Genomic DNA, 22,851 nt, shown 5'->3' with positions numbered 1-22,851 from the left:
TCATCATATATAAATTCTATTGATAGTTCCGATGATATATCGTATTCGAGAGCGGATTATTTCCCCGCCCCCCGAAGCACGCCTGTGCGGGCAGTCCGATCGGCGCTACCGGGAGACGGCGCCACAAAAGTCTTGACAGTCACTTTCGAGTGTACGTTCGTGAACTCTCGCGTCGGCGTCGTTCTCGTAACCGTGCTGCTCGTGGGATCGCTCTCGGGCAGCGTCGGAGCGATCAGTGGCAATCCCGCCGCGGCTCCCTCGGAAGCCCAGTCGATCGGGTCGGCGGAGTCGATAGGCGCTCACGTAGCCTCACCGTCCGGACTGACCACGGCCGTGCGGACCCCGACAGCGGCCCAGACCGGTTCTGCGCCGGACGTCCTCCACCGGACGACGGTTCTTCGACATCGGCCGGCGGACCCAGACGTTTTCGAGACGGAGATGACGTTTCGCGTCCCGGATTCGGTCAGAGAACTCGAGATCACGCTCGAGTCGGGCGCGACCGTCGAATCGACGGCGGGGTTCGAGCGGACGGGCGAGCGAACCCTCGAGTGGACCGGCGAGACAGACGAGCCGACGGTGCGGTATACGATGCCGGCCGACCGGCGGGGGACCGAGCAGCAGGGTGCCGACTCGTCGACCGACGGCTACACGTTCGTCGACACCGGCGACTGGGGCGTCGTCCCGGTCCCGGGCGTGGCGATTTCGCTGCAACGAACCGAGCCGGTCGGAATCGAGGAGACCGTGACGGTCGACGGACCCGGTGCGACGGGCGGTGATATCGCCTTCTTCGGCGAGGTGACGGAGTACGAGCGGGTCGTCGACGGCGGGTCCATCAGGCTGGTCGTTCCCGAGGTCGCGACCCTCCGGGAATCGCCGGACGCGATCCTCGCGGCTCTCGCGACGGCACGGGGCCGCCTCGAGGTCGGCGCTCGAAGCGAGGAGGTGTTCGTGGTCGCGGTGCCAAACGGCGTCGACTGGGGACAGAAACGGGGAATCCAGTACGGTCGATCGGACGCCTGGGTCGTCGACGACGCCACGCTCGACGACCCCAACCCGGTCTGGCTCCACGAGTACGTCCACGTTCGCCAGCGGTTTTCCAGTTCGGAGACCGCCACGGCGCCGGAAACGGACTGGCTCGTCGAGGCCCAGGCCGACTACTACGCCGGGCTGCTCGCCTTCGAGAGCGGGCGCACCGATTTCGACGATTTCAGCGGCCTGCTCGAGCGGGGGGAGCGCTCGCCGTCCGCCGACGGTGTCCTCGCGGATCGCTCGACGTGGCAGGATCGGAAGACGGATTATACGAAAGGAGAGCTCGTCTACGGCGAGATCGACCGCAGACTCCGACTCGCGACGGACGGTGACCGGACGCTCGAGGACGTCTTTCGGACGCTGAACGCGCAGGGCGGACCGATAACCGAGGCCGACTTCCTCGGGGCGCTCGAGGACGCCGGCGGGGCGGACGTTCGGGCGGTCGCCGAACGGTACACGCAGACGGCGGTGACGCCGGAGATGTGGACCCGGAAACAGCACAGGGCGGCGTTCGAGCAACCGGTCGCGGTCTTCGAGTACGGGTTCGGGTCGGAGCCGCTCGAGGTGGCGGGTCGGGAGTGGACTCGCTGGCGTACATCGGATATCGAGGCCATCGACAGCGACGCCGCCGACGTGATCGCGGTTCCGGCCGACGAATCCGTTTCGATCCCGGTCGCGGTCGAAAACGTCGGCGATCGCGACGGCACGTACGACGCGACGCTGCAGGTCGACGGCAGGGTCGTCGATCATCGCGGGGGGACGCTCCCTGCCGGCGAGCGGACGACCCACCGTCTGACGTGGGCGCCGGCCAGACCCGGTGAGTACGACGTTCGCGTCGGCTCCCGGCGACTGACCGCCGTCGTCCGCTCTCCCTCGAGCGTGACAGTCGCCGATCTACGGGCGGAACCCGAGCGGACGGATCCCGGCGAACCCGTGACGGTGAGCGCGACGGTCGAGGCCGCCGGCGAGCGACCGGCCGCTACCGTCCTCGAGTTCAGGACGGCGGAGGGTATCGTCGCCAGGCGACCGGTAGCGCTTCGGGCCGGAGAGACGGCGACGGTCGACGCGGCCCTTCGGTTCGAGGAAACCGGTCGATACGAGGTCGCAGTCGCCGGTGAAACCACGACCGTCGGGGTCGCCACCGGACCGGCCGCGAGACTCGACGGGATGCCCGGGTTCGGCGTTCCGGTGGGCCTCGCCGCCGTCGCGACGGTGCTTCTCGGTGCGCTGTTGGCCCGCCGTCGCTGAATCTCGTCCCCCGTCGCCCCCGCTCGCGTCTGACACCGCTGGCGAAACCCCTCGATGGCCCCGTCGCCGATTCACTCGAGGTCGACGCGAAATCGGCACGCATCGGCGCCGTTGTCGACGCAGGCCGTTTTCTCGACGGTCGCGTTCGCGTCGAAGGCCGTGACGATCCCTTCGAGGATGCCGTGAGCCAGCCCGCAGTACTGCCTGTCTCGGTGTGTGTCGTAGGTGACGGACGCGTAGTTCCACTTCCGCGTACAGGACAGTTCGGGGAGCGTTGCCTCCGCCGTCGCGTCGTCGACGTTTTCGTACACGTCTTCGAGCGAGCCGAGGAACGCGGCCAGGTCCCACTCGCGTCGGATGTGGGCGCTGAACGTCGAGAGTAATTGGGGGGCGAGCGATCGGCCGAAATCCCGTTCGATCGTGTACCTGTCCTGGGTCGCCATCGCCGTGAGCGTTTCGAGAATGGCGTCGATTTCCTTGTCGCCGTACCGGGTTACGGGAAGATACAGCGTCGGCTCGAGACCGGACCGCTCGACGACCGTTTCCCAGGTGTCGTCGTCGGCGCGATCGATAACGTATTCTTTGAGTGATTTGTGGACGATTCCGTGCATCTGGTCCTGGTGCCTCGTCACGTCGCCTGGTGCGCTTACCCGCTCGTGCGACGCGCTAACAACTATGGCAGTGTCAGGCGACTACTTAATGGTTTACTTACAGGTGCGATGCGAGCGCCGGCGCGACCGAGACGGTGCTGACGCCTCGTTCGATCGTGTCCGTGCCGTAGATGGCCTCGACGCCGGCGCGCGAGAGCTTCGTGACGGCGTTGCGGGCGAGCAGTGGGTGAACGCAGGTGACGAAGACGCGAGCGACGCCTCGGTCCCGCAGGACGCCGACGGCCTCGCTCATCGTCGACCCCGTCGCGATGATGTCGTCGACGACGACGACGTCGCGGCCGGCCACGGTGCCGCCGCTCGGGGTGATCTCGACCTCGGTGCCGGAGTGACGGGTCTTCTCGAAGTAGTCGATTTCGCCCGCGCCGTAGGCGTCGCGAGCGGTTTCGGCGAGGTCGATCGCGCCCGCGTCCGGCGAGAGAAAGACCGGGTCCGCGAGGTCGTCGGGTAACGGTTCGGCCAGCCGACCGGCCGCGTCGACCGCCGTCGCGGTCGGGTCGAAGTACTCGCAGACGGCTTCTTCGTGCGGATTGACGGTCACCACGCGGTCCGTGCCGGTCGAAATCGCCCGGGCGACCGCGCGGGCGGACACGGGATGGCCCGCTTCGAACGCCTCGTCCTGCCGACCGTATCCCATGTACGGCACCACCGTGACGACCTCCTCGACGCCGGCCTCGCGGACGGCATCCTGGAGCTGCAACACCTCGAGGTGAGCGTCGCTCGAAACCGTCGCCGCGACGATCACCGCTCGCTCCGGGCGGGCATCGGCGACGCCGGGGACGGCGGCCAGCAGTTCGCCGTCGGGAAAGCGGTCGTACTCGACGGCTGCGAGCGGTTCCTCGAGTTCGCGCGCGAGCGCCGCGGCGAGGGCCTGCGACGCGGATCCGCTAACGATCATAGTCGGTGGGACAGCCCGGGGATTAAACCAGTTTTCGTTCTTCCGGCCGCTTGCCGCGGGATTTTCGACGCGACGGGCGGAATCGACTCACTCGACTCGGTGGGTCCGGTAGGCTCAGTCGAGTTCGTGGCCGTCTCCCGTCGGGGCTGCCGTCGCGGGAATCGCCACCCCGGTGACGTCCGTGACGCCGAGCGTTCGCGTCCGCCAGTCGTCGTCGACCGCGGACAGAAACGTTCCTCGTTCCGTGACGGCGTAGACGGTGTCGCCGTACCCGAACCCGACGACCCGGTCGTCCCCACCGTGGACCCCCTTCCGAGCCGTCCACTCGCCGTCGATTTCGTACTCGTAGATCTCGTCGCCCGAGACGGCGTGGGCACGCTCGAGTTTGCCACGCGGCGAGCGCGGATCCGCCGCGACCGTCTCGAAGGCGCCCTCGATCGCGGTCATCCAGCCGTTACCGAGTTTGTAGAGCCCGTTCCCCGTGGCAGCCAGCGGAACGCCGGCTGCCGAGACGTCTCGGACGTCCGTCAGTCCGGCGTGATCGAGTCCGCCGCCGTGGACGCGGTAGACGCCGGCGTCCGTGCCGACCAGGCCGCCGTCGATCGCTCGCACCGCCGCCCCGGTGTCCGACTCGAGGGTCGTCCACTCGTCGGCATCGGCCGGCAGGCGTGCGAGACGGCCGTCCGGACCGGCCGCGAGCAGCTCGTCGCCGTCGAAGCCGACGGCGACGGCCGGGCCGAACCCCGTTTCGGCGAACGTCTCGTCGCCACCCGCGCCCGGCGCGTCGGCGTCGGGTCCGTCCTCGAGTTCGACCATCCGGACGTCCTCGTCGGTCGCGACGGCGATGCGGCGACGGGTCGCTGCGACGTCCCTGGCAGCACAGCGCTCGCAGAGGCCAAACTCGCCGACGGTGTCGCCTGCGACGCGGACGCGAACGACGCCGATCGCGCTCGCGACGTAGGCGGTGATCGCCCCCTCGCGGTCGCCGAAGACGCGTTTCTCCTCGATCGAGTCCATACGTGATCGTCGCGGGGGCGGCCCGAAAACGTTCCGTCCTGCGGGGACGGCGCTTCGGAATCCCTTTGGGGAATCCGGACAGACTAGGGAGTGATGCAAGTCTTCGGATCGAGTGGGACGCGAGGCGTCGCCAACGAGGAACTGACGCCCGCGTTCGTCCTGCGCGTCGCGAAAGCGGCCGGGACGACCTGGGACGGCGATCGCGGTGGGAATCGGGTCGCGATCGCCCGCGACACTCGCCACACCGGACGGATGCTGGCCGACGCGGCTGCCAGCGGACTGGCGAGTACGGGTGCCGACGTCGACCGTCTCGGAATCATCCCCACGCCAGGGGCACAGGCCTACGCCGAACGGGAAGGGGTCCCCGTCGTCGTCATCACGGCCTCGCACAACCCGCCGCAGTACAACGGGGTCAAACTCGTCGGCAGCGACGGCGTGGAACTCTCGGTCTCGGCGCTCGAGGCGATCGAAGAAACCCTCCTCGCCGAGTCGTTCGCCGTCGCGTCCTGGGACGAGACGGGCCGCGTCCACGATATCGAGAGTGCGGGGCGCGAATACGTCGACGAACTTCTCGCCGCCACGGACCGGGCGGCGATCGCCGACGCCGATCTCACCGTGGCGCTCGATCCGGGCCACGGCGCGGGATCGCTGACCAGCCCCACGTTCTTCCGCAAACTCGGCTGTCGCGTCGTCACCGTCAACGGCCAGCCCGACGGCCACTTCCCCGGTCGCGATCCCGAACCCGTCCCCGATAACCTCGCCGACCTGGGCCGACTCGTCCGCGCGACCGACGCCGACGTCGGCATCGCCCACGACGGCGACGCCGACCGCGCCATCTTCTTCGACGAACACGGCGAGTACGTCGAAGGCGACGCGACCCTCGCCGCGCTCGCCGCCGCCGAACTCGAGGCCGGCGACACCACCGTCTCCGCGGTCAACGTCTCCCAGCGGCTCGTCGACGTCGTCACCGACGTCGGCGCCGACCTCGAGTTGACTCCCATCGGCTCGACCAACATCATCACGCGCATCCGGGAACTCGAGGCCAGCGGCGAACGGGTGCCGATCGCGGGCGAGGGCAACGGGGGTATCTTCTTCCCGAGCTATCGGCTCTCGCGCGACGGGGCCTTCACGGCCGCGAGCTTCCTCGAATTGGTCGCCGAGCGGCCGGTCAGCGAGATCGTCGCGCCGTTCGACGGCTACGTCAACGTTCGACGAAACGTCGAGTACGAGTCGACGGCCGAACGCGACGCGATGCTCGACGCGGCGGCCAACCAGGCCCAGATCGCCGAGGCGGAACTCAACACCCGCGACGGCTACCGGCTGGATTACGGCGATGCCTGGGTGCTCGCCCGCCCCTCCGGCACCGAACCGCTCGTCCGGATCTACGCCGAAGCCCGCGACGGCGACCGGGCCACGGACCTCGCCGACGATATGTACACGGCGCTCGCCGACGCGAAAGCCGACGCCTGAGTCGGTATTTCGGTCCTCCACTCGAGCGATTTACACAGGAAACGGTCCAGCGTGTTGGACTGTCATTTTTCTCTCTTTGTCCGGATCGAGACGACGCTTCTCCGGACGAACCGGGGACGAAATCGACGTTTACGCCACCACGGACACTGAAAATGGTTCACCTGGGACGGACGGATTCCGTCTCGAGTGGCGACGATGCTATCGATTTGCTCGGTTTTGACAATCCTGTCTGTCGTGACCCGATTGGATCGGAGGAACGATTCTCCGTTCGGTTTCCAAATATATTCTGATAAAAATGCATAAATAATCAACTGTGGTATATTGAATGGTGCTTGGTAACAGTGAACGTAGTACTGGACACCGGGCACAACAGCGGAACGGGGGAGAAATACCATGGCAAGCGCTCACAAACTCGATTGTGAATCGGTATCGGATACGTGCCGTTTCATCATCCAATCGGAAGACGAGGAAGAAGCGGTCGAGTTGGCTCAGAAACACATGAAGGAGGTTCACGGCCAGGAGTACTCGGGCGACGAACTTCGGCAGGAACATCTGCAAGTCGTCTAGCGACCGATGGCGATGTCGGATATCGATATCTATTTTGCACGGAGGGTTTCACGGTCGATGTCACTGTGTGATTTTCGGGGGCCGATTTCCGGTATTCGCGATTCGTAGTTAGCACGCGATTTCGGCCACAGTGAGGCGAGTCGTTCGGATGCAGAGACGACCGGCGAGACGGACTCGCCGAGAAGACAGAGGTGGACGGCGGTCGAGTCCAGCAGTTCCTCGAGTTGTCCGTGCCTGTCGAACCTGTGCCCGAATCAGTACGTGGGCGTCTGCACGTTCGGTGCACCCGATTACCGGGTGAAAACCGCAACAGAGCTGCCGCATCGGAACGGATCGATCCGTGTCGGCCGTCCGTCTCAGGCGTCCCGGACGGCCTCGCTCAGTTCGTCGTAGTCCGGTTCGTTCGTCGGGTCGTCGGCTTCCCACGTGTACGTCACGGTCCCCTCCTCGTCGAGGACGTACACCGCCCTGTTGGCGGCCCCGTACAGGCCCAGGTCGGGGATGTCGACCGAGAGATCGTACGCCTCGATCGTGTCGCCGTCCATGTCGCTGACGAGGTCGAACTCGAGGTCGTACTCGGACGCGAACGCCCCCTGGGAAAACGGCGAGTCGGCGCTGACGCCGAAGACGGTCGCATCGGCGTCCGCGAACCGCTCGTGATTGTCCTGCAGGGCGACCATCTCGTTCGTACAGGGCGGCGTGAACGCCCCCGGAAAGAACGCGAGCACGACCGGGCCGTCGCCGAGGTGGTTCTCGAGGTCGAACGGCTCGTGGTCGCTGCCCTTGTACGTCGCCGTGAACGTCGGTGCGCTGTCGCCTGTCGAAACCATGGCACGAACTCGTATCCCTCTCAGCCTCCTAAATCCCGGGCCGGATACGTTCGGCATCTCGAGCGATGTCTCGACACGTTCGGGGAAGTCGTATAGCCGAAATCCACCACAATTTCTGTCCGGATCTGCGATTAAATACGAATTATTAGCAGTAGATATAAGTCACCATGGGTAAACAATCGAACCGGAAGCTCGTTTCCGAATGTGAGGGGGCACGCGCGGTACGAAATGCCCCGGGTGGTAGAGACACCCGAGACGATGCTTCCAAACCCTCACGGATTTGGTTGCATGATTCCGTATATTCTGGCGGGATATAAACATCCCGCACGACCGACGAATCGACCGCTCGAACCAGCGACTGCGCCGATTTCCCGGCTCACCGGACGCGACGCGCGGTGGTCGGCATGACGGACGAGGTCTCCGATGAGGACACCGCCACCGACGCCGACGGCGCAGCGATCGACGACCTCGAGTCGTCGCCACCCACGTGCCCGCGCTGTGGCGCTCGCGTGTTCCGGACGATCACGAGGGGTCCCCTCTCCGGGTCCGTCCGCCCCTGTGGCTGTGCGGTTCTCCCGGGTGCCCTGAAGCGCGACGGCGAGTAGAGACACTCACCGCTCGTCCTCGAGTGCGGTTCTCCCTCGAGACGGCCGTTCGGGGTAAACCTCGGTGCATCGCGCCTGTTCGCGAGCGAACTCGACGAAGAGTCCGCAATCGGTCGAAAGACGGTTCCGACTGACCCAGATAGTTTGTCGGTACTGGAGTGAAAACCAGACGATCAGAAATGGGACGAACGTCGCTCGAAGGGAACCACAGAGAGAAATTCACCCTCACGGTGGATGTGAGAGGGCGGGTGACCCTCCCGAAAGAGGTTCGGAACCGATTGGGAATCGAACCGAACGATGAGATTCTCGCGACCCTCGTCGGGTCCGTTCTCGAACTCGACCCGAAACCGAGTTCGAAACTGGCGACAGCGACGGCAGGTCGAGATGACTGGGAGAATACGACACCGACCGATGCCGGAGAAACGCTCTTCGGGCCGATGGATCGATAAGGGCGGCGCCGATCACTGCTTCTCTCCCGACCGAGGTGACTTGCAACGACGAAGACGCGAACGACGGCACCCCGATCTCGACTGAGAGACGCGAGAAGCTACCATTCATCGACGGATAATCGCGCGAGCGTTATCCGTCTGACCCGTACAGAATGGTTGGATTCCGTTTCGAGCTGCCGTCAACCGACGCCGAATAACCGCTGCTGCGCGGTCGAACGTATTTGTGCGTGGGGGTGGCAGCCTCCCGCATGCCCACAGTCGAATTCGAGGGTGAAACGATCGAAGCCGATACCGGTGACAACCTCCGTCGAACGCTTCTCGACGCCGGGCTCTCGCCTCACAACGGGGCGGCTCAGTACACGAACTGCCACGGGAACGGAATCTGCGGCACGTGCGCCGTCGAAATCGTGTCGGGCGAGATCGACGAACCGACGGGTCAGGAGCGCCGCCGTCTCAAACTCCCACCGCACAGTCTCGAGTCCGGACTCCGGCTCTCCTGTCAGCTCCAGGTCGAGGACGACCTCGTCGTTCGGAAGCACCCGGGCTACTGGGGCCAGAAAATCGACGGCGACGATTCGTGACCGCGTGGGTTGTCCGCGCGCTGCCGTCCGCGAGCCTCCCGGACTGCCGCCCGCGACCCCCGCTGGTGACGACCACTGCGCAGTCGTCCCGCTCGAGTGATTCCGCGGTCGTCCCATTCGACCGAGCGGGCGATCCGCGAGCCGAGAGTGCGACGTGATCGGCCGTCAACGCACACCCCGCTGGCCGTCAACCCACACCCCGCTTATTCTACTGCGACCTTCGTTTCCGTCACCTTCACCCCCGCCTTCGCGTCGGCTCGGTCGCTGTACCGATCGTCGATTTCCTGGGCGATCACGTCGTCGGTTCGGGCCCCGACCGCGTCGGAGAGCGGTGTGGCGAAGCTGAGCTCGAGCGCGACCCCGATCGGCTCGATCGCCTCGTCGAACGACGTCTTGATTTCGATGGTTTCGATATCGTCTTCGAACTCCTCTTCCAGCCGATTCTCGAGGCGCTCGAGGAGCTGCTGATCGATCGACTCGATGACGACCGCGTGCGTTCCCAGTCTGGACATGTGTGGGGTGGCCTCGTCGGTCCCTATTAACCTCCGCCTTGCAACCATCGTTCCGCCGTGCGCTGACTGTCCCGTTCTGCGAGTGGTGCCCCGTTCGTCCCTGCGTCACGCGAGACGGTCCCGTCTCCGAACACAGTTCTCGACCGATTACACTCATCACAACCACCGGAAAGCTACTTTTCGACTCTCGTGGGGAATTCTTCCGGACGGTCGTTTACCATGACACCGACGATTACAGACGACCCGGACCGACGCGCCAACCGTCGCCGGTTCCTGAAAGCGGCCGGAGCGTCCGGTGTGCCCGGCCTTGTGGGCTGTCTCGCGAGCGGAATGGATGAACCTCCCACGGAGACGGAAATCCTCGACAGTGTGAACGATGACAGGGAACGGTCGCCCGCCGGAAGCACGATCACGCTCGGCGGTTCGATGAGTCTCTCCGGTGAAAATTCCGACCTCGGCGTGTTGTACCGGGACGCGTACGAGTTGACTATCGACCGCATCAACGAGGCTGGTGGCGTCGACGCGGGCGACGGAACCACCTACGCGCTGGACGTGGTCCTGCGGGACGACGAGAGCGATCCCTCGAGGAGCGAGGCGATCTACCGGAACCTCGTTGCCGAGGAGGACATCGACTACCTCCTGGGGCCGTACGCGAGTTCGGTGACGTTACCGGCGAGCGAGGTTGCGGCGGAGGCCCAACGACCGATGGTCGCGGGCGGCGGCGCGAGTCAGGAGATATACGGCCGGGGAAACGAGTGGATCGTCAGCTTGCTACCGCTCGCGGACACGTACTCCAATTCGGGTATCGACATGGCGATGGCGCAGTCGGAGCCGCCGTCGTCAGCGGCAGTTCTGGCCGGAACCGATCTCTTCAGCCGGAGCAGTACGGAGGGTGCCCGCCGGAAGCTCCGGTCGGCGGGGATCGACATCGTCGTCGACGAAACGTTCTCCAGCGAAACGTCTGACCTCTCGGCGCTCCTCGAGCGGGTTCAGGAGAGCGACGCGGACGTCCTCGTCTTGAACGCACACGAGGAGTACGCGATCGTCGCGGCGGAGGGGATGGCGCGTCAGAACGTCGACGTCGACATGGCGATGGCCACGGTCGGGTCCCTCACCGATTCCTTCAAGGAGCGGACGGGGCCGAACGGGGATTACTGGTACGGGCCGTCGCCGTGGGCGACCACCGTCGATTACGAGGACGCCGTCTTCGGGTCGACGAGCGAGTTCATCTCGGCCGTCGAAAGCGAGTACGGATACGACCCCGACTATCACAGTGCGGCCGGAAGCGCCGTCGTCCAGACGTTCCAGCGCGCGTTCACTCGGGTCGACGAGCTGAGACCGGAGGCCGTGCGCGACGCCGTTCGAACCGTCCAGTTCGAATGTCTCTACGGCCCGATCCAGTTCGGCGACGACGGCGTCATTCCGCGGGATATGGTCCTTTACCAGTGGCAACCGGACGCGGGCAAACGGATCGTCTGGCCGGAGGGGGTCAGCGAGTCTGACCCCATCTATCCGACGCCGAACTGGAACGAACGGTAGGGGTACCACGGCGACGGTTTCCGGTCCGGTACCGAGTCGGTACTCGGTCCCCGTTCGGTACCGCTGCGGTCGGATTCCCTCTCGGCCCGCATCGACGTCGTCACACTCACGCGTCTCTCGGCGCCCTGCTCGCACTCCCGTCCGACGCGCGTCGGGACGAACTGGCGAGAATTCGGTTCGGCAGCGCGACTCGAGGACTACAGACGGGGAGGAGATCAGTCGAGCGTGACGTGCTGACAGTTGCCTTGCACTCGGACGGTCGGGGACTCGTCCGGCCCGCCTTCGATCCACACTTCGATTCCTTCCCAGTTCCCGTCGGAACACGCGTCGTTCGGACTACTGAATTCCGGCCACGGACGTTCGAACCGGTTCCCGTCGACCGTTACGATCACGTCCCGCGGGTCGGTCGACGCTGGAAACGTCGCGTCCTCGTGGGCTTCGTTGTCGTCAGAGAGGGTATACTCCCGTTCGAAGACGACCGTTCCGTCTTCCCCTTCGACCGTCACTGTCGTCTCACGGACGGCCTCGCGGTCGCCGAGATACACGCTCACCGTGTGTGCGGGTTTCCCTGACGCATTGACGGCGCTACACCCTGCGAGCCCGCCGATTCCACTCGCGGCGATCAGTCCGAGAACGGTACGTCTGGAGGGCGAAATTGACATGCCCAGCATATCTCACTGAAACGAAATGAAACTTCGGGTCGAGTACCGACCGCCGTCACGCCACGACCGTTACCGGAACCGACGCCCGTCGCGAGACACCCTTCGCGACGCTTCCGAGTAACACCCGCGAGACGCCGGCCTTGCCTTCGCTCCCCAGTGAGTAAAGCGCGGGGCCGGTGGCCCGACGTCGGTTTCCGTCGAGACGCCGACCGTCGTTCAGATCGGGTCCTCGACCGCGAGCGCGTCTTCGAGTCGCGCGCGCTCCGTCCGTAATTCCTCGAGTTCGGCTTCGACGCGGCCGTCTGTCAATCGCTCGCGTTCGGCGGGCGTAAGTTGATCGATGGCCTGTGCTGCTGTCTGCAGGCGGTCGTACTCGGGGTCGGCGGTGAGCAATCGAACGTCGCGCAGCGCCGCGACGGTGTCCTCGTCGGCGACGCGCTCGACGAACGGGCGATACTCCCGCGCCCGGCAGCGGAGCGCGCCGGCGGGTTCCGGCGGCCAGTCGATCGTCAGCGGCTCGGGGCCGATGCCGTCGAGAAACGTCCGCTGGGTCGCGACGTTGCGCTTGAGTTCGTCCGCGCTGTCCACGTAGTGGGAGAGCTTCGATCGGGAGTACTCGGCGTACTCGAGCAGTTCCGGGATCGTGTATTCGCCCGCCGAATTGGTCCGGACGTACCGTTCGAGGTCGTCCGGCGGCAGTTCGTAGGTCACGAACGGGTACCATCGGCTCCGCTCGAGCAGGTCGAACACCTCACGTGCGGAGGCCTCGAGCCGGTACGATTGGAACGCGTCGCGGATCGCGTCGTTGTAGGTTTCGACGGGTTCTCGAAGGCGTTCGACCGGCGCGTCGAGGTCGGCGTTCGCGAGTTCGAGCAGCCGCTCGCGCTCGGAGATTTCGTCCGCTATCGTCCGGAGGCGCTTGTTCGCGGCTTTCCGTGCGTCCGCCAGGTCCTCGCGAGCGGCGTCGCGTTCGTCGAGCAGGTCCGCACACCGTGCCGCGGGCTCGAGGGCCTCGCGGGCTCGGTCGAAGTCGGACTCGCTGAGCCGGCGCTTGTCGATCGCGTCCAGCGCGTCTTCGAACGCCTCGTACTCGACGAGGTCGTCGGACAGGTTCGAGACGAGCGTTTCGAACCGTCCCTCGAGTTCGACGTAGGCCTGGAAGTTCTCTCGGCCGGTCCCGGTCGCGCGGTCGACGTACTCCTCTAACAGCCTCGTCGCGTCGCGGTAGGCGCTGGCGGCTTCCTCGACCGACCCGTCGCCGTGATCCTCGATCCGCCGTTTGGCCGTCTCGAGGCGCCGTCGTGCGGCCTCGAGTGATTCGAGCGGGGTGGGAGTCCCGTCGGTCTCGGCCCCGCTGTCGGAGCCGACGTCCGTCGGGTGGGCACGATCGCTCATCCTATTCGTAGACGGCGTTCGGGTCGAACACTTCGTCGCCGACGATTTCTCCGTCGATCGTCCGGTAGAAACACGACCGGTGGCCGGTGTGACACGCCCCGCCCTCCTGGTCGACCAGATAGAGGAGCGTGTCGGCGTCGCAGTCGACTCGGACCTCCTCGACCGCCTGGACGTGGCCGCTCGTCGCGCCTTTCTCCCAGAGTTCGTCCCGACTCCGGGAGTAGTAGTGGGCCCGTCCCGTCTCGCGCGTTCGCTCGAGGGCCTCCGGAGAGACGTACGCCAGCATCAACACCTCGCCGGTATCGGCGTCCTGTGCCACGGCGGGGACGAGTCCGTCCTCGCCGAAGTCGACCGAAACGTCGTCGTCCATACTCGAGACGTCGTTCGTCCGGGCGATAGGTCTTTTGCCGCGGCCAGGTCTCCGAGAATCGGCGCGCGAATTCCGTCGCGGACACGCGGCTGTCGTTCGAGTCTGGCGACCGCGTCCCGCGACCGGTGCCGTCGCGCTTCCCGCATCTCTTCCGTTCTATACACCCGTTCGTGAGGGCGACGAGCGCGTTCGCGACGTCGGTCCCCGAGCGGACGTTGGCCTCGTTTCTGCGCCGTCCTCGAGCGCCCGAGGTCGGCTGGTGTTCCGGGACCGCCGTACGGACCTGGCACGTCCCGTACCCCCATCCGGGAGGGGCTACCAACGGTAACGGACCGGGTCCGCGTCGGGACGGACTCTCCGGTTCGTGAACCTTTCTCGGTTCTGGAAGTGGCCCGTGAGAACAGCCAGTCGGAACGTACGGTCAAGCCAGAACCGGCGATACCTCTAGTAACACTCGGGGCTGTAGGTACAACTACTAATGAGTAGTAGTACGAACAAGCCTCGAGTCGTACGCGTTTCTCAGAAGGGACAGGCGACGATCCCGAAAGCACTACGGGAAAAGTTCGGCATCGAGACGCCGGGAGAGGTGTTCGTGTACGAGGAGGACGAGCGGATCGTTATCGAGCCCGTTCCATCGCCCGACGAACTCCACGGAATCCACGCCGGCGAACACGAACCGGGGTCCGTCACCAGACGGGTTCGCGAACTCAGAGAGGCCGACCACCATCGCGAAGATGGGTCGCTCGATCGACTCCGCCCGGCGTCTGACGAATGAGCGACCGCTACGTGTTCGACACCGAAGCGATCATCGCGTATCTCTACGGCGAACCCGGTCACGACTTCGTTGCGGAGGTCCTCACTGCCGTTTTTGCCGGGGACGCTGATGGCTTTCTCGCGGAACTGAACGCCAGCGAAGTATTCTCTCTCGTCGCTCGTTTCGAAGGGACGAACGCGGAGGTCTCGACCCCCGACTCGTTTCGAATTGCTGACCGGGACCTCCGCGCGATAGAACGACAGGGGCTCGCCGTTGCGTCTGCCGACTGGCGACTCACCGGAACGGTCAAAGCCGACGGCCACGTTTCGCTGGCCGATGCGGCCGCCGTCGCGCTCGCATCCGAACGAGACGCCACGCTCCTCGTCGGGGGCGACGACGATTTCGACGATCTCCCGCTCGAGGTGTCCTGCGAGCGATTTCGCGATCACGGCGTGTAGACCGACTCTCGAGCCCAAAATAAGTCGATAGATAGTCTCGTGACGTCCTATTCGCTGCGCCGGGACCGATTCCGCGAGCGAGATCGGTTACTGGCCGTTCAGCGTGATGTCGCTGACACCGATGATCCGCGAGTCGTCCTCGAGTTCGGCTTTCGCTTCGGCGGGGACGTCGTTGTCGACGTTGTAGACGGTCAGGGCTTCGCCGCCGATGGCCTCGCGGGCGTTGAACATGCCGGCGATGTTGACGCCGTGGTTGCCCATGACCGTGCCGATCAGGCCGATGACGCCGGGTTCGTCGGTGTTTCGCGTGATGACCATTCGGCCGTGCGGGATGGCGTCGACCCGGTAGCCGTCGATGCGGACGATCCGCGGATCGTCGCCGGCGAACAGGGTGCCGTCGACCGACACCTGATCGTCGTCGTTGCTGACGGTGACGGTGATCAGGCTCTGGAAGTCCTCGGCCTGACGGGTCTTGGATTCGGTGACGTCGACGCCGCGGTCCTCGGCGATCTGCGGTGCGTTGACGGCGTTGACCTGCCACTCGAGGGGTTCGAAGACGCCCTTGAGCGCCGACGCGGTGACGAACTCGACGTCCTCGCCGGCGATGTCTCCCTCGTAGGTGACTTCGACGTCCTCGATGCGGCCGTGGAGCAACTGGGTCGCGACTTTCCCGGCTGTCTCCGCGAGTTCGATGTAGGGCTCGACGCGGGGGAACGCGCTCTCGTCGATCGAGGGCGCGTTCAAGGCGTTTGCGACGGGTTCGCCGGTGAGCGCCGCGTTGACCTGCGCGGCGGTCGAGGTGGCGACGTTCTCCTGGGCGGCTTCCGTCGACGCCCCGAGGTGGGGCGTGACGATGATATCGTCGTGCTCGAGCAGCGGCGAGTCCGGCGAGAGCGGTTCCTCGGCGAAGACGTCCAGCGCCGCGCCGGCCACCGTTCCGTCTTCGACTTTGGCGGCCAGCGCGTCCTCGTCGACGACGCCGCCGCGAGCGCAGTTGATCAGGTAGCCGTCTCCGAGCAGTTCGAGTTCGTCCGTGCTGATCAGCCCTTCCGTCTCCGGCGTGAGCGGGGTGTGAACGGTCAGGAAGTCGGCCCGCTCGAGGCACGTCTCGATGTCGACGAGTTCTGCCCCGATACGCTGGGCCCGCTCTTCGCTGATGTAGGGGTCGTAGGCGACGATATCCATCCCGAGGGAGTCGAGTTTCTTCGCCACTTCCTGGCCGACGCGGCCCAGGCCGACGACGCCGAGCGTCTTACTGTCGAGTTCGGCGCCGAGGTAGTCGCTTTTGGCCCACTCGCCGTTCTTCAGGCGGATGTGAGCCTGCGGGATCGAACGAGCGGCCGCGAACGTCATCCCGACGGTGTGTTCGGCGGCGGCACGGACGTTGCCTTCCGGAGCGTTGGCGACGATGACCCCGTGGTCCGTCGCCGCGTCGATGTCGATGTTGTCGACGCCGATACCCGCCCGACCGACGATGACCAGCTCGTCGGCGGCTTCGAGGACCTCGTCCGTGACCTCGGTGCCGGACCGAACGATCAATCCGTTGGCGTCCGAGATCGCCTCGAGGAGGTCGTCACCGTCGACGTCGTAGTTCGTTTCGACCTCGTGGCCGGCGTCTCTGAGTACGTCCAGACCCGCGTCTGCGATCGGGTCCGTGACGAGAACCTTCATGCGCGAGACAACCGGTCGGAACAGGTAAACCCTTCCGTTGTCGAGGTCGTCGGCAAAAACTACCTCGGTCGTGGACTGAAACGGGGGCGGTCCCCACCGCCGGTTCGATCGACGGGCCGAATCTCGACGTCAGTCAGTGCCGGGACCGGGCCGTCCGGGGACGGCCACGGCGGTGATTCGCGGGGTCGGCGAGGACGTCTTTCCGTTCGAAGACCTCGAGTACGGAACTCACTGCCTGGCCGCCACCAGTTGCGGAAGGGCGGCCACGGCGGCCCCGATCGTGACGAACACGATCGCAGTGGTACCGACCGAGACGATCGTGCCGAGATCGGTCCCCGCAGCGACCGTCTGAACTTCCTCGGTGGTCTCGAGGGCCTGTGGGGGCGTCCACCTGGCGATCGTCGAGAGTCCAGTCACCAAGATGATGTAACTACCGATCAGAGAGCCGATTGCCAGGCCGGCTTCCCGGCGCGTCTCGAGGCGGACGTACCGAACGAGGAGGTAGCCGGCGGCGAGCAACACGGCGATCGGTACGAGGGCACCGACGTGGCTGGTCAGTCCGCGAACGTATCCGAACCCACCTCGTATCGTCTCGCCGCCGTGTTCGATCGTCACCCCGTGATTTCCCAGGGTTATCAACCCCGTCATCACCCAGCGACTCGGCCGGTCCTGCGATCCGCCGAACGCTCCCCCTGCGACCATCGCTCCGGCCAACTGGTAGAGTACCGCGAAGACGACGGTGAAGGCTCCGACGCCCGCGACAGCGCCGGCTTTCCAGGGCCGGACGACGAGTTGATGGCGCTCTCGATGCGGTCCGTCGTCCGATCCGTCGTCGCCGACGGCTTCGCTATCGCTTTCGTCGGTCTCTCGTTCGTCCTCGAGGCGCGGCCCCTTCTCGTACTCGAATCGTCGTTCGGACGACATATGCTCGTCAACGTGAACGCGTCGATAATATATTTCGGTAGGGACGGGGCCGAAATCAGGCCGTGATCGAGTCCACGAAGAAACCTGAACTGGTTTATCCGCGGACCGACAATCGGGGAGCGATGACAGTCGTCGCCTTCGACTTCGACGGGACGCTTTCCGACTCCGAGATGACCGTACTGCTCGGCGATCGCCGCGACGTCGCCGCGGACATGGCGGACATCACCGAGCGTGCAATGAACGACGAGATAGGCTACGCGGAAAGCCTCCGCAAACGCGCGGCCCTGCTCGAAGGTCTTCCCCGGGCCGAGGCCGAGGCCGCATTCGACGAAGTCGTCCTTCGGGAGGGGGCCGCCGACCTCATCGCGGAATTGAACGCCGCCGGCGTCACGACCGCCATTCTTACGGGGGGCTTCGAACGCGGCGTCGCGGCCGCCCTCGAGCGAGAGGACGTCTCGGTCGACCACATCGTTTCGAACCGACTCCCGATGCGGGCGGATGAACTCACCGGCGCGGTCGAGGGCCCGCTGATCGAAGGCACCAAAGACGACGCGCTCGCGGATCTCGCCGACGACGTCGGCGTCGACGTAGCAGAGACCATCGCCGTCGGAGACGGCGCGAACGACCTGCCGATGCTCCAGGTCGCCGGACTCGCGATCGGTTTCGAGCCCAAACCGGCGGTCGAACCCCACTGTGACGTCGTCGTCACGTCGATGGCCGAGGCCCGCGAGACGTTACTCGAGGAAACCGCCGTACTCGAGCGCTGACGGGAACTCGAACACCACCGGTTCGCTCCGCGCCCTCGCACCGTCCGGTTCCTGCTCGGTGCGGTCCCGCCGTTTTCGTCCGGGTTCCGGATTCGACGCCTCCGCACCTCCGATCGTCGTGTTATCCTATCGTTCGTGGCTCGGAGACCGTCACGGACAACGGCCGATTTCGGCACCGAGGGAGTTATTAACTCGAGGGCGAGTAATTTTATCCGATGATGTGGCAAGACCTGGTATTCACGTTCGGAAGCGCCCTCTCGATCGTTTTTCTCGCGCCGACGCTGCGCGATGCCAGCGCGCGGGTTCCGCTGGGCACGAGTCTGCCGTCGATGGGAATCGGGTTCGTCTACGCGATGACCTTCTTTACGCTCGGGATGCGGTTCTCCGCTGCCGGCGCGTTCGCGGCCGGTTCGATGTGGTCGCTGATCGCCACGTTCCGTTCTCCGCAGGGCGTTTCGATGACGCTCTTTGCCCACGACAATCTCGCGCTGTTCGTCTCCGACCTGCGGTACTGGATCGACCGCCGGCGATCCGATCGACCGCACGCCGAGCAGTACGTCGTGTTCGATCACGTTCGGGCCCACGGGCAGGGTCACGAGCGCTAGACTCTGGGACTGGTCTCCTCGCGAAATGCCGTTCGGCAATTGCGCACGTGGACAGTCGATCGAAACTCGTCTCCCGGCCCGGTCGCAAAAACAGTGCTTCGTCGTGTCGTCCGGCGACGACTCGCGGAACCGCTCCGCTACCGCTCGTTTACTTTGGCGATCGCGGCATCGACGACGCCGTTCCCCTGACTGATGAGTGCTCCAGCGACCCCGAAGATGGTCGGGAAGACGATACCCGCGAAGAGAATCGCGTCAGTCGTCGACGCACCGAAAGTCGGTTTCATCGCGACGGATCCCTCGTTGATGAACGTACTCGGTTGTAGCATCGGGACGCTCCCGGCGAGCTGGCTTACGGTCACCAGATCGGAGTAGGTGTGGGTCATCACGAACGCGGCGAGGGCGGCAAACACCAGATACGGTGGAACGACCGTCAGACCGACTTTCGCCGCTTCGACCGGGTCATCGGCGTCAGTGTATCGGGCGATTCCGTACCCGGCTGCGATCACCGTTCCGACCGTGACTGCAAACAGGACCGTGGTGGCGAGAACGAACGGCGAGTTACTGATCGCCGCGACGTTGTTCGGCGCCTGTCCGAGCGTTGCCGCCTCACCGTTTACTTCGAACCCGACGCCGAACGTGCTGAGGTAACTCCACCCTGCTGCGACCCACGAACTCACCAGATCGGTCGCCACCGGTGTCTCTCCGTTGGTGTTTATAACGGGCGTCGCCTATGCAGACGCCACCATCGACAGATAGAGGTGCATCAGATACGTGACGACTACCCCGATACTACCGAACACGGCTCCCTCCTTGATCGGTAGTTCGCTTCCCCTCGTCCTCGGTACCTGCTGTCGAACCTCCGATTCCTCCTCGTATCCCAGTTGCTTCCCATCTGACGTCGCTAACAGATCAGATTTGCTGATATTATAACGTTGTGTCACAACCGTCCCTTCGCTAGTATAATTCACCGAAATAGGCCCTTTATTCTGCACTCTCGAGCCAAAAACAGCTATCAAGATTTGGTCTCGCCTTCGGATCACTCGGAAAATAGGCTCGTGTGAACCGGGGCGAAGTCCCCGGAATTATCGGATTCCTGTCTCGTATCGGTAATCGCACGGCCGGCGAGTCCATCCTCGAGCAGGTCCGAAAGCGGCGGACCGACCTTCTCCGGCTCGACGAGGAAGGCGTCGTGACCGTGGTCGGACTCGATCACGTGGTGGGAGACGTCGACGCCCGTTTCGCGACGGGCGTCGGCCAGCGCTTCCGCCTGTTCGACGGTGAAGTGCCAGTCCCCGGTAAACGAGAGGACCAGGAGTTCCCCCTCGAACGCGGCCAGCGCGTCGGCGTCGGACTCGTAGCCCGCCGACAGGTCGAAGTCGTCCATCGCGCGCGTCATGTAGAGATAGCTGTTCGCGTCGAACCGGTCGGTGAACTTGTCGGCCTGATAATCGAGATACGACTCGACCTCGCGGTAGGGGAAGAAGGCGGCCGCCGCGTCCGGCGGCTCTTCGCGGACCGTCTCCCGGCCCGCCGAGCGGCGGCCGAACTTGCGGGCCATCGAGGCCTTCGAGAGGTACATGATGTGGCCGATCTGTCGGGCTCGAGCCAGTCCGGCCTCGGGTGGCTCGCCGCCGTAGTAGTGGCCGCCGTTCCAGTTCGGATCGGACGTGATCGCCCGCCGGGCGACGGTGTCGAGCGCCAGACACTGCGCGTCGAGTCGGGCGGCCGCGGCCACCGCACAGGCGCGTTCGACGTCGTCCGGGAACCGTCGCAGCCAGTCGAGGACGTTCATACCGCCGACGCTGCCGCCGACGACGGCGTGGATTCGACCGACGCCGAGTGCGTCCAGCAACTCGCGTTGGGCTCGCGTCCAGTCTCCGACCGTGACCGGCGGGAAGTCGGTGCCGTAGGGCTCGCCCGTCTCCGGGTTCTCGCTCGCGGGGCCGGTCGTCCCGTAACAGGAACCGGGCGCGTTCGCACAGACCACGTAGTACTCCGTCGTATCGATCGCTTTCCCGGGCCCGACGACGTCGCCCCACCAGGCCCGGGCCTGCCCCGCCGTCTCGCCGCCCGCGTCCGGCCGACGGGCGACGTGGGCGCTGCCGGTCAGCGCGTGACAGACCAGCACCGCGTTGTCGCCCGTAAACTCGCCGTAGGTCTCGTAGCCCACTTCGAGGTTCGGGATCGACTCCCCGGATTCGAATCGGAACTCACCGAGGTCGATCGTCTCTTTCGTCGTCATCGTCGCTCACCTTCCTCTCGAGAGGCTTTCGACGCGACGTCGATGGCTCTTTCGAGGTCCGCCAGGATGTCCGCCGGGTCTTCGATCCCGACCGACATCCGAATCAGGTCGGCGGTGACGCCCGCGTCCTCCCGTTCGTCGGGGGTGAGCTGGCCGTGAGTCGTGCTGGCGGGGTGGATCACCAGCGTCTTCGCGTCGCCGATGTTCGCGAGGAACTGGGCGAGTTCGACGTTCTCGCAAAAGGCCTTGCCCGCCTGAAATCCGCCCTCCAGCCCGAACGCGATCATTCCGCCGTAATCTTCGAGGTACCGCTCGGCGTTGTCGTGGGTCGGGTGGTCTTCGAGCCCCGGATGCGTGACCCAGGCGACGTCCTCGTGGTCGTCGAGGTAGTCCGCGACGATCGACGCGTTTTCGCAGTGTTTCGCGACGCGGAGGGGTAACGACTCGAGGCCCTGGAGGGTCTGCCAGGCGTCGAACGGTGACTGCTGGTTGCCGAGGCTGCGCAGCGAACGGTACCGTGCCGTCGCGGCGAAGGGGGCCGCCGGAAAGTCCCGCGAGAAGTCGACGTCGTGGTAGGCGTGGTTTTCGCCCGCGATCTCGTCGTAGCCGTGCTCGCCCCAGGGGAACGAGCCGCCGTCGACGAGGACCCCGCCGACGGTCGTCCCGGAGCCGTGGAGCCACTTCGTCGTCGACTCCCAGACGACGTCGGCCCCGTGCTCGAGCGGGCGACAGAGGGCGGGCGTCGCGAACGTGTTGTCGACCACGAGCGGGACGCCGTTGTCGTGGGCGATCTCGGCGACGCGCTCGAAGTCGGGCGTGACCAGCGACGGGTTGCCGATCGTTTCGACGTGGACGAAGGCCGTGTCCTCGTCGATCGCGGCCTCGTACTCGTCGTACTCGATGGTGGGGACGAACCGGGGTTCGATATTCCGCCGGGTCGCGGTCTTCGAGAAGTACGCGGTCGTCCCGCCGTAGGTGTCGGTCGAGCAGACCACGTTGTCGCCCGCCTCCGCGAGAATCAACACCGCGGAATCCAGCGCGGCCATGCCGCTTCCCGTCGCGACCGCACCGGCTCCGCCCTCGAGCGAGGCGAGGCGGTCCTCGAGGGTCACGACCGTCGGGTTGGCGATGCGAGAGTAGATGTAGCCGTCGTCCTCGAGGGCGTAGCGGGCGGCGGCCGTGTCGGCGTCCTCGAACACGTACGAGGTCGTCTGGTAGATCGGCGGTGCCATCGCGCCGGTCTCGGGATCGGGTGATTGGCCGGCGTGGACGCTGCGCGTACCGAACCCGCATTCGTCGCGGTCGGCGTCGCGCCCGTCGCTCGCGTCGTCGCTCATGTTTAGTATGCATACTTCTCCACGTTCATATGCATGGTAGTAACGGCAAAAACAGCAGGCTAGAGAATGTCTGACATGGATGGGGCCGGCGGTCCGACGGCCGGGGCTCTGCGCCCGAGTACACGAACGCGGCCTCGTCGAACGCTTCGCTCGATCTCTTTGAGCATCGTTACCCGTGATATGTGAACGCTATCGGTCACGTCCGAATGTTCGACGGGACGTACAGATCGCGTAGTCGAGCCGAACTCGAGGA

General features: G+C 65.4%; 25 protein-coding genes and 1 pseudogene. 11 read left to right on the top strand and 15 right to left on the bottom strand.

Annotated features, from left to right (window positions below; genetic code table 11):
• The first annotated feature begins 159 nt into the window (after positions 1-159).
• Positions 160-2,277 carry a hypothetical protein gene (locus tag NJT13_RS11260; RefSeq protein WP_254521687.1) on the top strand — a complete coding sequence of 706 codons (2,118 nt, stop codon included), beginning with the start codon at positions 160-162 and terminating at the stop codon, positions 2,275-2,277.
• Between the two features lie 71 nt (positions 2,278-2,348).
• Here NJT13_RS11260 and NJT13_RS11255 read toward each other — a convergent pair whose 3' ends face one another.
• The 3 genes from NJT13_RS11255 to NJT13_RS11245 all read right to left on the bottom strand — a co-directional run bounded on the left by NJT13_RS11255 (position 2,349) and on the right by NJT13_RS11245 (position 4,860).
• Entirely contained in the window at positions 2,349-2,888 is a 540-nt protein-coding gene (locus NJT13_RS11255; protein ID WP_254521686.1) for a heme NO-binding domain-containing protein, read from the bottom strand.
• Between the two features lie 97 nt (positions 2,889-2,985).
• Positions 2,986-3,843: a ribose-phosphate diphosphokinase gene (locus tag NJT13_RS11250; protein ID WP_254521685.1), complete on the bottom strand. Its 858-nt coding sequence runs from the start codon at positions 3,841-3,843 to the stop codon at positions 2,986-2,988.
• Between the two features lie 114 nt (positions 3,844-3,957).
• Positions 3,958-4,860 carry an HVO_0234 family beta-propeller protein gene (locus NJT13_RS11245; protein ID WP_254521684.1) on the bottom strand — a complete coding sequence of 301 codons (903 nt, stop codon included), beginning with the start codon at positions 4,858-4,860 and terminating at the stop codon, positions 3,958-3,960.
• Between the two features lie 93 nt (positions 4,861-4,953).
• Between NJT13_RS11245 and glmM the strand changes: the two genes are divergently transcribed.
• Together glmM and NJT13_RS11235 are read left to right on the top strand one after the other, a co-directional pair.
• A complete protein-coding gene (glmM, locus tag NJT13_RS11240) occupies positions 4,954-6,330 on the top strand; it encodes a phosphoglucosamine mutase (protein WP_254521683.1) in 1,377 nt (458 codons plus the stop codon).
• A 393-nt stretch (positions 6,331-6,723) separates the two neighbouring features.
• A complete protein-coding gene (locus NJT13_RS11235; protein WP_254521682.1) occupies positions 6,724-6,897 on the top strand; it encodes a DUF1059 domain-containing protein in 174 nt (57 codons plus the stop codon).
• 356 nt (positions 6,898-7,253) lie between these two features.
• Here the strand turns inward: NJT13_RS11235 and NJT13_RS11230 are convergent, their stop codons facing one another.
• Complete coding sequence (locus NJT13_RS11230; RefSeq protein ID WP_254521681.1) at positions 7,254-7,727, bottom strand: redoxin domain-containing protein; 474 nt, start codon at positions 7,725-7,727, stop codon at positions 7,254-7,256.
• Between the two features lie 404 nt (positions 7,728-8,131).
• Between NJT13_RS11230 and NJT13_RS11225 the strand changes: the two genes are divergently transcribed.
• The 3 genes from NJT13_RS11225 (at position 8,132) to NJT13_RS11215 (ending at position 9,362) form a co-directional block, all read left to right on the top strand.
• Positions 8,132-8,332 carry a hypothetical protein gene (locus NJT13_RS11225; RefSeq protein WP_254521680.1) on the top strand — a complete coding sequence of 67 codons (201 nt, stop codon included), beginning with the start codon at positions 8,132-8,134 and terminating at the stop codon, positions 8,330-8,332.
• 179 nt (positions 8,333-8,511) lie between these two features.
• On the top strand, positions 8,512-8,781 hold the full coding sequence (locus tag NJT13_RS11220; RefSeq protein WP_254521679.1) for an AbrB/MazE/SpoVT family DNA-binding domain-containing protein: 270 nt from the start codon (positions 8,512-8,514) through the stop codon (positions 8,779-8,781).
• A 248-nt stretch (positions 8,782-9,029) separates the two neighbouring features.
• Complete coding sequence (locus tag NJT13_RS11215) at positions 9,030-9,362, top strand: 2Fe-2S iron-sulfur cluster-binding protein (RefSeq protein ID WP_254521678.1); 333 nt, start codon at positions 9,030-9,032, stop codon at positions 9,360-9,362.
• Positions 9,363-9,565: 203 nt separating this feature from the next.
• Here NJT13_RS11215 and NJT13_RS11210 read toward each other — a convergent pair whose 3' ends face one another.
• A complete protein-coding gene (locus tag NJT13_RS11210) occupies positions 9,566-9,874 on the bottom strand; it encodes a hypothetical protein (protein WP_254521677.1) in 309 nt (102 codons plus the stop codon).
• A gap of 219 nt (positions 9,875-10,093) precedes the next feature.
• Between NJT13_RS11210 and NJT13_RS11205 the strand changes: the two genes are divergently transcribed.
• The gene (locus tag NJT13_RS11205; RefSeq protein WP_254521676.1) at positions 10,094-11,413 is read left to right on the top strand and encodes an amino acid ABC transporter substrate-binding protein; all 1,320 of its coding nucleotides are present in this window, start codon (positions 10,094-10,096) and stop codon (positions 11,411-11,413) included.
• 215 nt (positions 11,414-11,628) lie between these two features.
• On the opposite strand, the gene NJT13_RS11200 is transcribed toward NJT13_RS11205, so the two are convergent.
• The 4 genes and pseudogenes from NJT13_RS11200 to hisI form a co-directional block, all read right to left on the bottom strand.
• Positions 11,629-12,075, bottom strand: coding sequence for a hypothetical protein (locus tag NJT13_RS11200; protein WP_254521675.1), 447 nt, complete (start codon positions 12,073-12,075; stop codon positions 11,629-11,631).
• Between the two features lie 55 nt (positions 12,076-12,130).
• Positions 12,131-12,232 (bottom strand): annotated as a pseudogene (locus NJT13_RS11195) (universal stress protein); the annotation flags it as partial.
• Positions 12,233-12,291: 59 nt separating this feature from the next.
• Positions 12,292-13,470 (bottom strand): DUF7118 family protein, encoded by a 1,179-nt coding sequence (locus NJT13_RS11190; RefSeq protein WP_254521674.1) that lies wholly within the window; start codon positions 13,468-13,470, stop codon positions 12,292-12,294.
• 1 nt (position 13,471) lies between these two features.
• Positions 13,472-13,840 carry a phosphoribosyl-AMP cyclohydrolase gene (gene hisI / locus NJT13_RS11185; RefSeq protein ID WP_254521673.1) on the bottom strand — a complete coding sequence of 123 codons (369 nt, stop codon included), beginning with the start codon at positions 13,838-13,840 and terminating at the stop codon, positions 13,472-13,474.
• 478 nt (positions 13,841-14,318) lie between these two features.
• Here hisI and NJT13_RS11180 point away from each other — a divergent pair, with 478 nt between their 5' ends.
• Positions 14,319-14,615: an AbrB/MazE/SpoVT family DNA-binding domain-containing protein gene (locus NJT13_RS11180; protein WP_254521672.1), complete on the top strand. Its 297-nt coding sequence runs from the start codon at positions 14,319-14,321 to the stop codon at positions 14,613-14,615.
• Positions 14,612-15,052, top strand: coding sequence for a PIN domain-containing protein (locus tag NJT13_RS11175; RefSeq protein WP_254521671.1), 441 nt, complete (start codon positions 14,612-14,614; stop codon positions 15,050-15,052). Before NJT13_RS11180 ends, NJT13_RS11175 begins: the two co-directional genes overlap by 4 nt.
• Before the next feature lie 87 nt (positions 15,053-15,139).
• On the opposite strand, the gene serA is transcribed toward NJT13_RS11175, so the two are convergent.
• Both serA and NJT13_RS11165 read right to left on the bottom strand, forming a co-directional pair.
• On the bottom strand, positions 15,140-16,723 hold the full coding sequence (gene serA, locus NJT13_RS11170) for a phosphoglycerate dehydrogenase (protein WP_254521670.1): 1,584 nt from the start codon (positions 16,721-16,723) through the stop codon (positions 15,140-15,142).
• 228 nt (positions 16,724-16,951) lie between these two features.
• On the bottom strand, positions 16,952-17,647 hold the full coding sequence (locus tag NJT13_RS11165; protein WP_254521669.1) for a DUF7978 family protein: 696 nt from the start codon (positions 17,645-17,647) through the stop codon (positions 16,952-16,954).
• Between the two features lie 122 nt (positions 17,648-17,769).
• On the opposite strand from NJT13_RS11165, the gene serB reads away from it, so the two are divergent.
• Together serB and NJT13_RS11155 are read left to right on the top strand one after the other, a co-directional pair.
• Complete coding sequence (serB, locus tag NJT13_RS11160) at positions 17,770-18,414, top strand: phosphoserine phosphatase SerB (RefSeq protein WP_254521668.1); 645 nt, start codon at positions 17,770-17,772, stop codon at positions 18,412-18,414.
• Between the two features lie 215 nt (positions 18,415-18,629).
• Positions 18,630-19,019, top strand: a complete 390-nt coding sequence (locus tag NJT13_RS11155) for a hypothetical protein (protein ID WP_254521667.1) — start codon at positions 18,630-18,632, stop codon at positions 19,017-19,019.
• A gap of 137 nt (positions 19,020-19,156) precedes the next feature.
• Here the strand turns inward: NJT13_RS11155 and NJT13_RS11150 are convergent, their stop codons facing one another.
• From NJT13_RS11150 to NJT13_RS11135, 4 genes are all read right to left on the bottom strand, one after another.
• Positions 19,157-19,711: a DUF7978 family protein gene (locus NJT13_RS11150; protein ID WP_254521666.1), complete on the bottom strand. Its 555-nt coding sequence runs from the start codon at positions 19,709-19,711 to the stop codon at positions 19,157-19,159.
• Between the two features lie 36 nt (positions 19,712-19,747).
• Positions 19,748-19,960 (bottom strand): hypothetical protein, encoded by a 213-nt coding sequence (locus NJT13_RS11145; RefSeq protein WP_254521665.1) that lies wholly within the window; start codon positions 19,958-19,960, stop codon positions 19,748-19,750.
• 95 nt (positions 19,961-20,055) lie between these two features.
• Positions 20,056-21,261 (bottom strand): homoserine O-acetyltransferase MetX, encoded by a 1,206-nt coding sequence (gene metX / locus NJT13_RS11140; protein ID WP_254521664.1) that lies wholly within the window; start codon positions 21,259-21,261, stop codon positions 20,056-20,058.
• Complete coding sequence (locus tag NJT13_RS11135) at positions 21,258-22,598, bottom strand: O-acetylhomoserine aminocarboxypropyltransferase/cysteine synthase family protein (RefSeq protein WP_254521663.1); 1,341 nt, start codon at positions 22,596-22,598, stop codon at positions 21,258-21,260. Before NJT13_RS11135 ends, metX begins: the two co-directional genes overlap by 4 nt.
• Positions 22,599-22,851: the final 253 nt, after the last annotated feature.

It is taken from the genome of Natrinema caseinilyticum (assembly GCF_024227435.1).
GTDB lineage: Archaea > Halobacteriota > Halobacteria > Halobacteriales > Natrialbaceae > Natrinema > Natrinema caseinilyticum.
The sequence above is the reverse complement of the archived record's forward strand: the minus strand, read 5'-3'. Positions and strand labels throughout refer to the sequence as shown.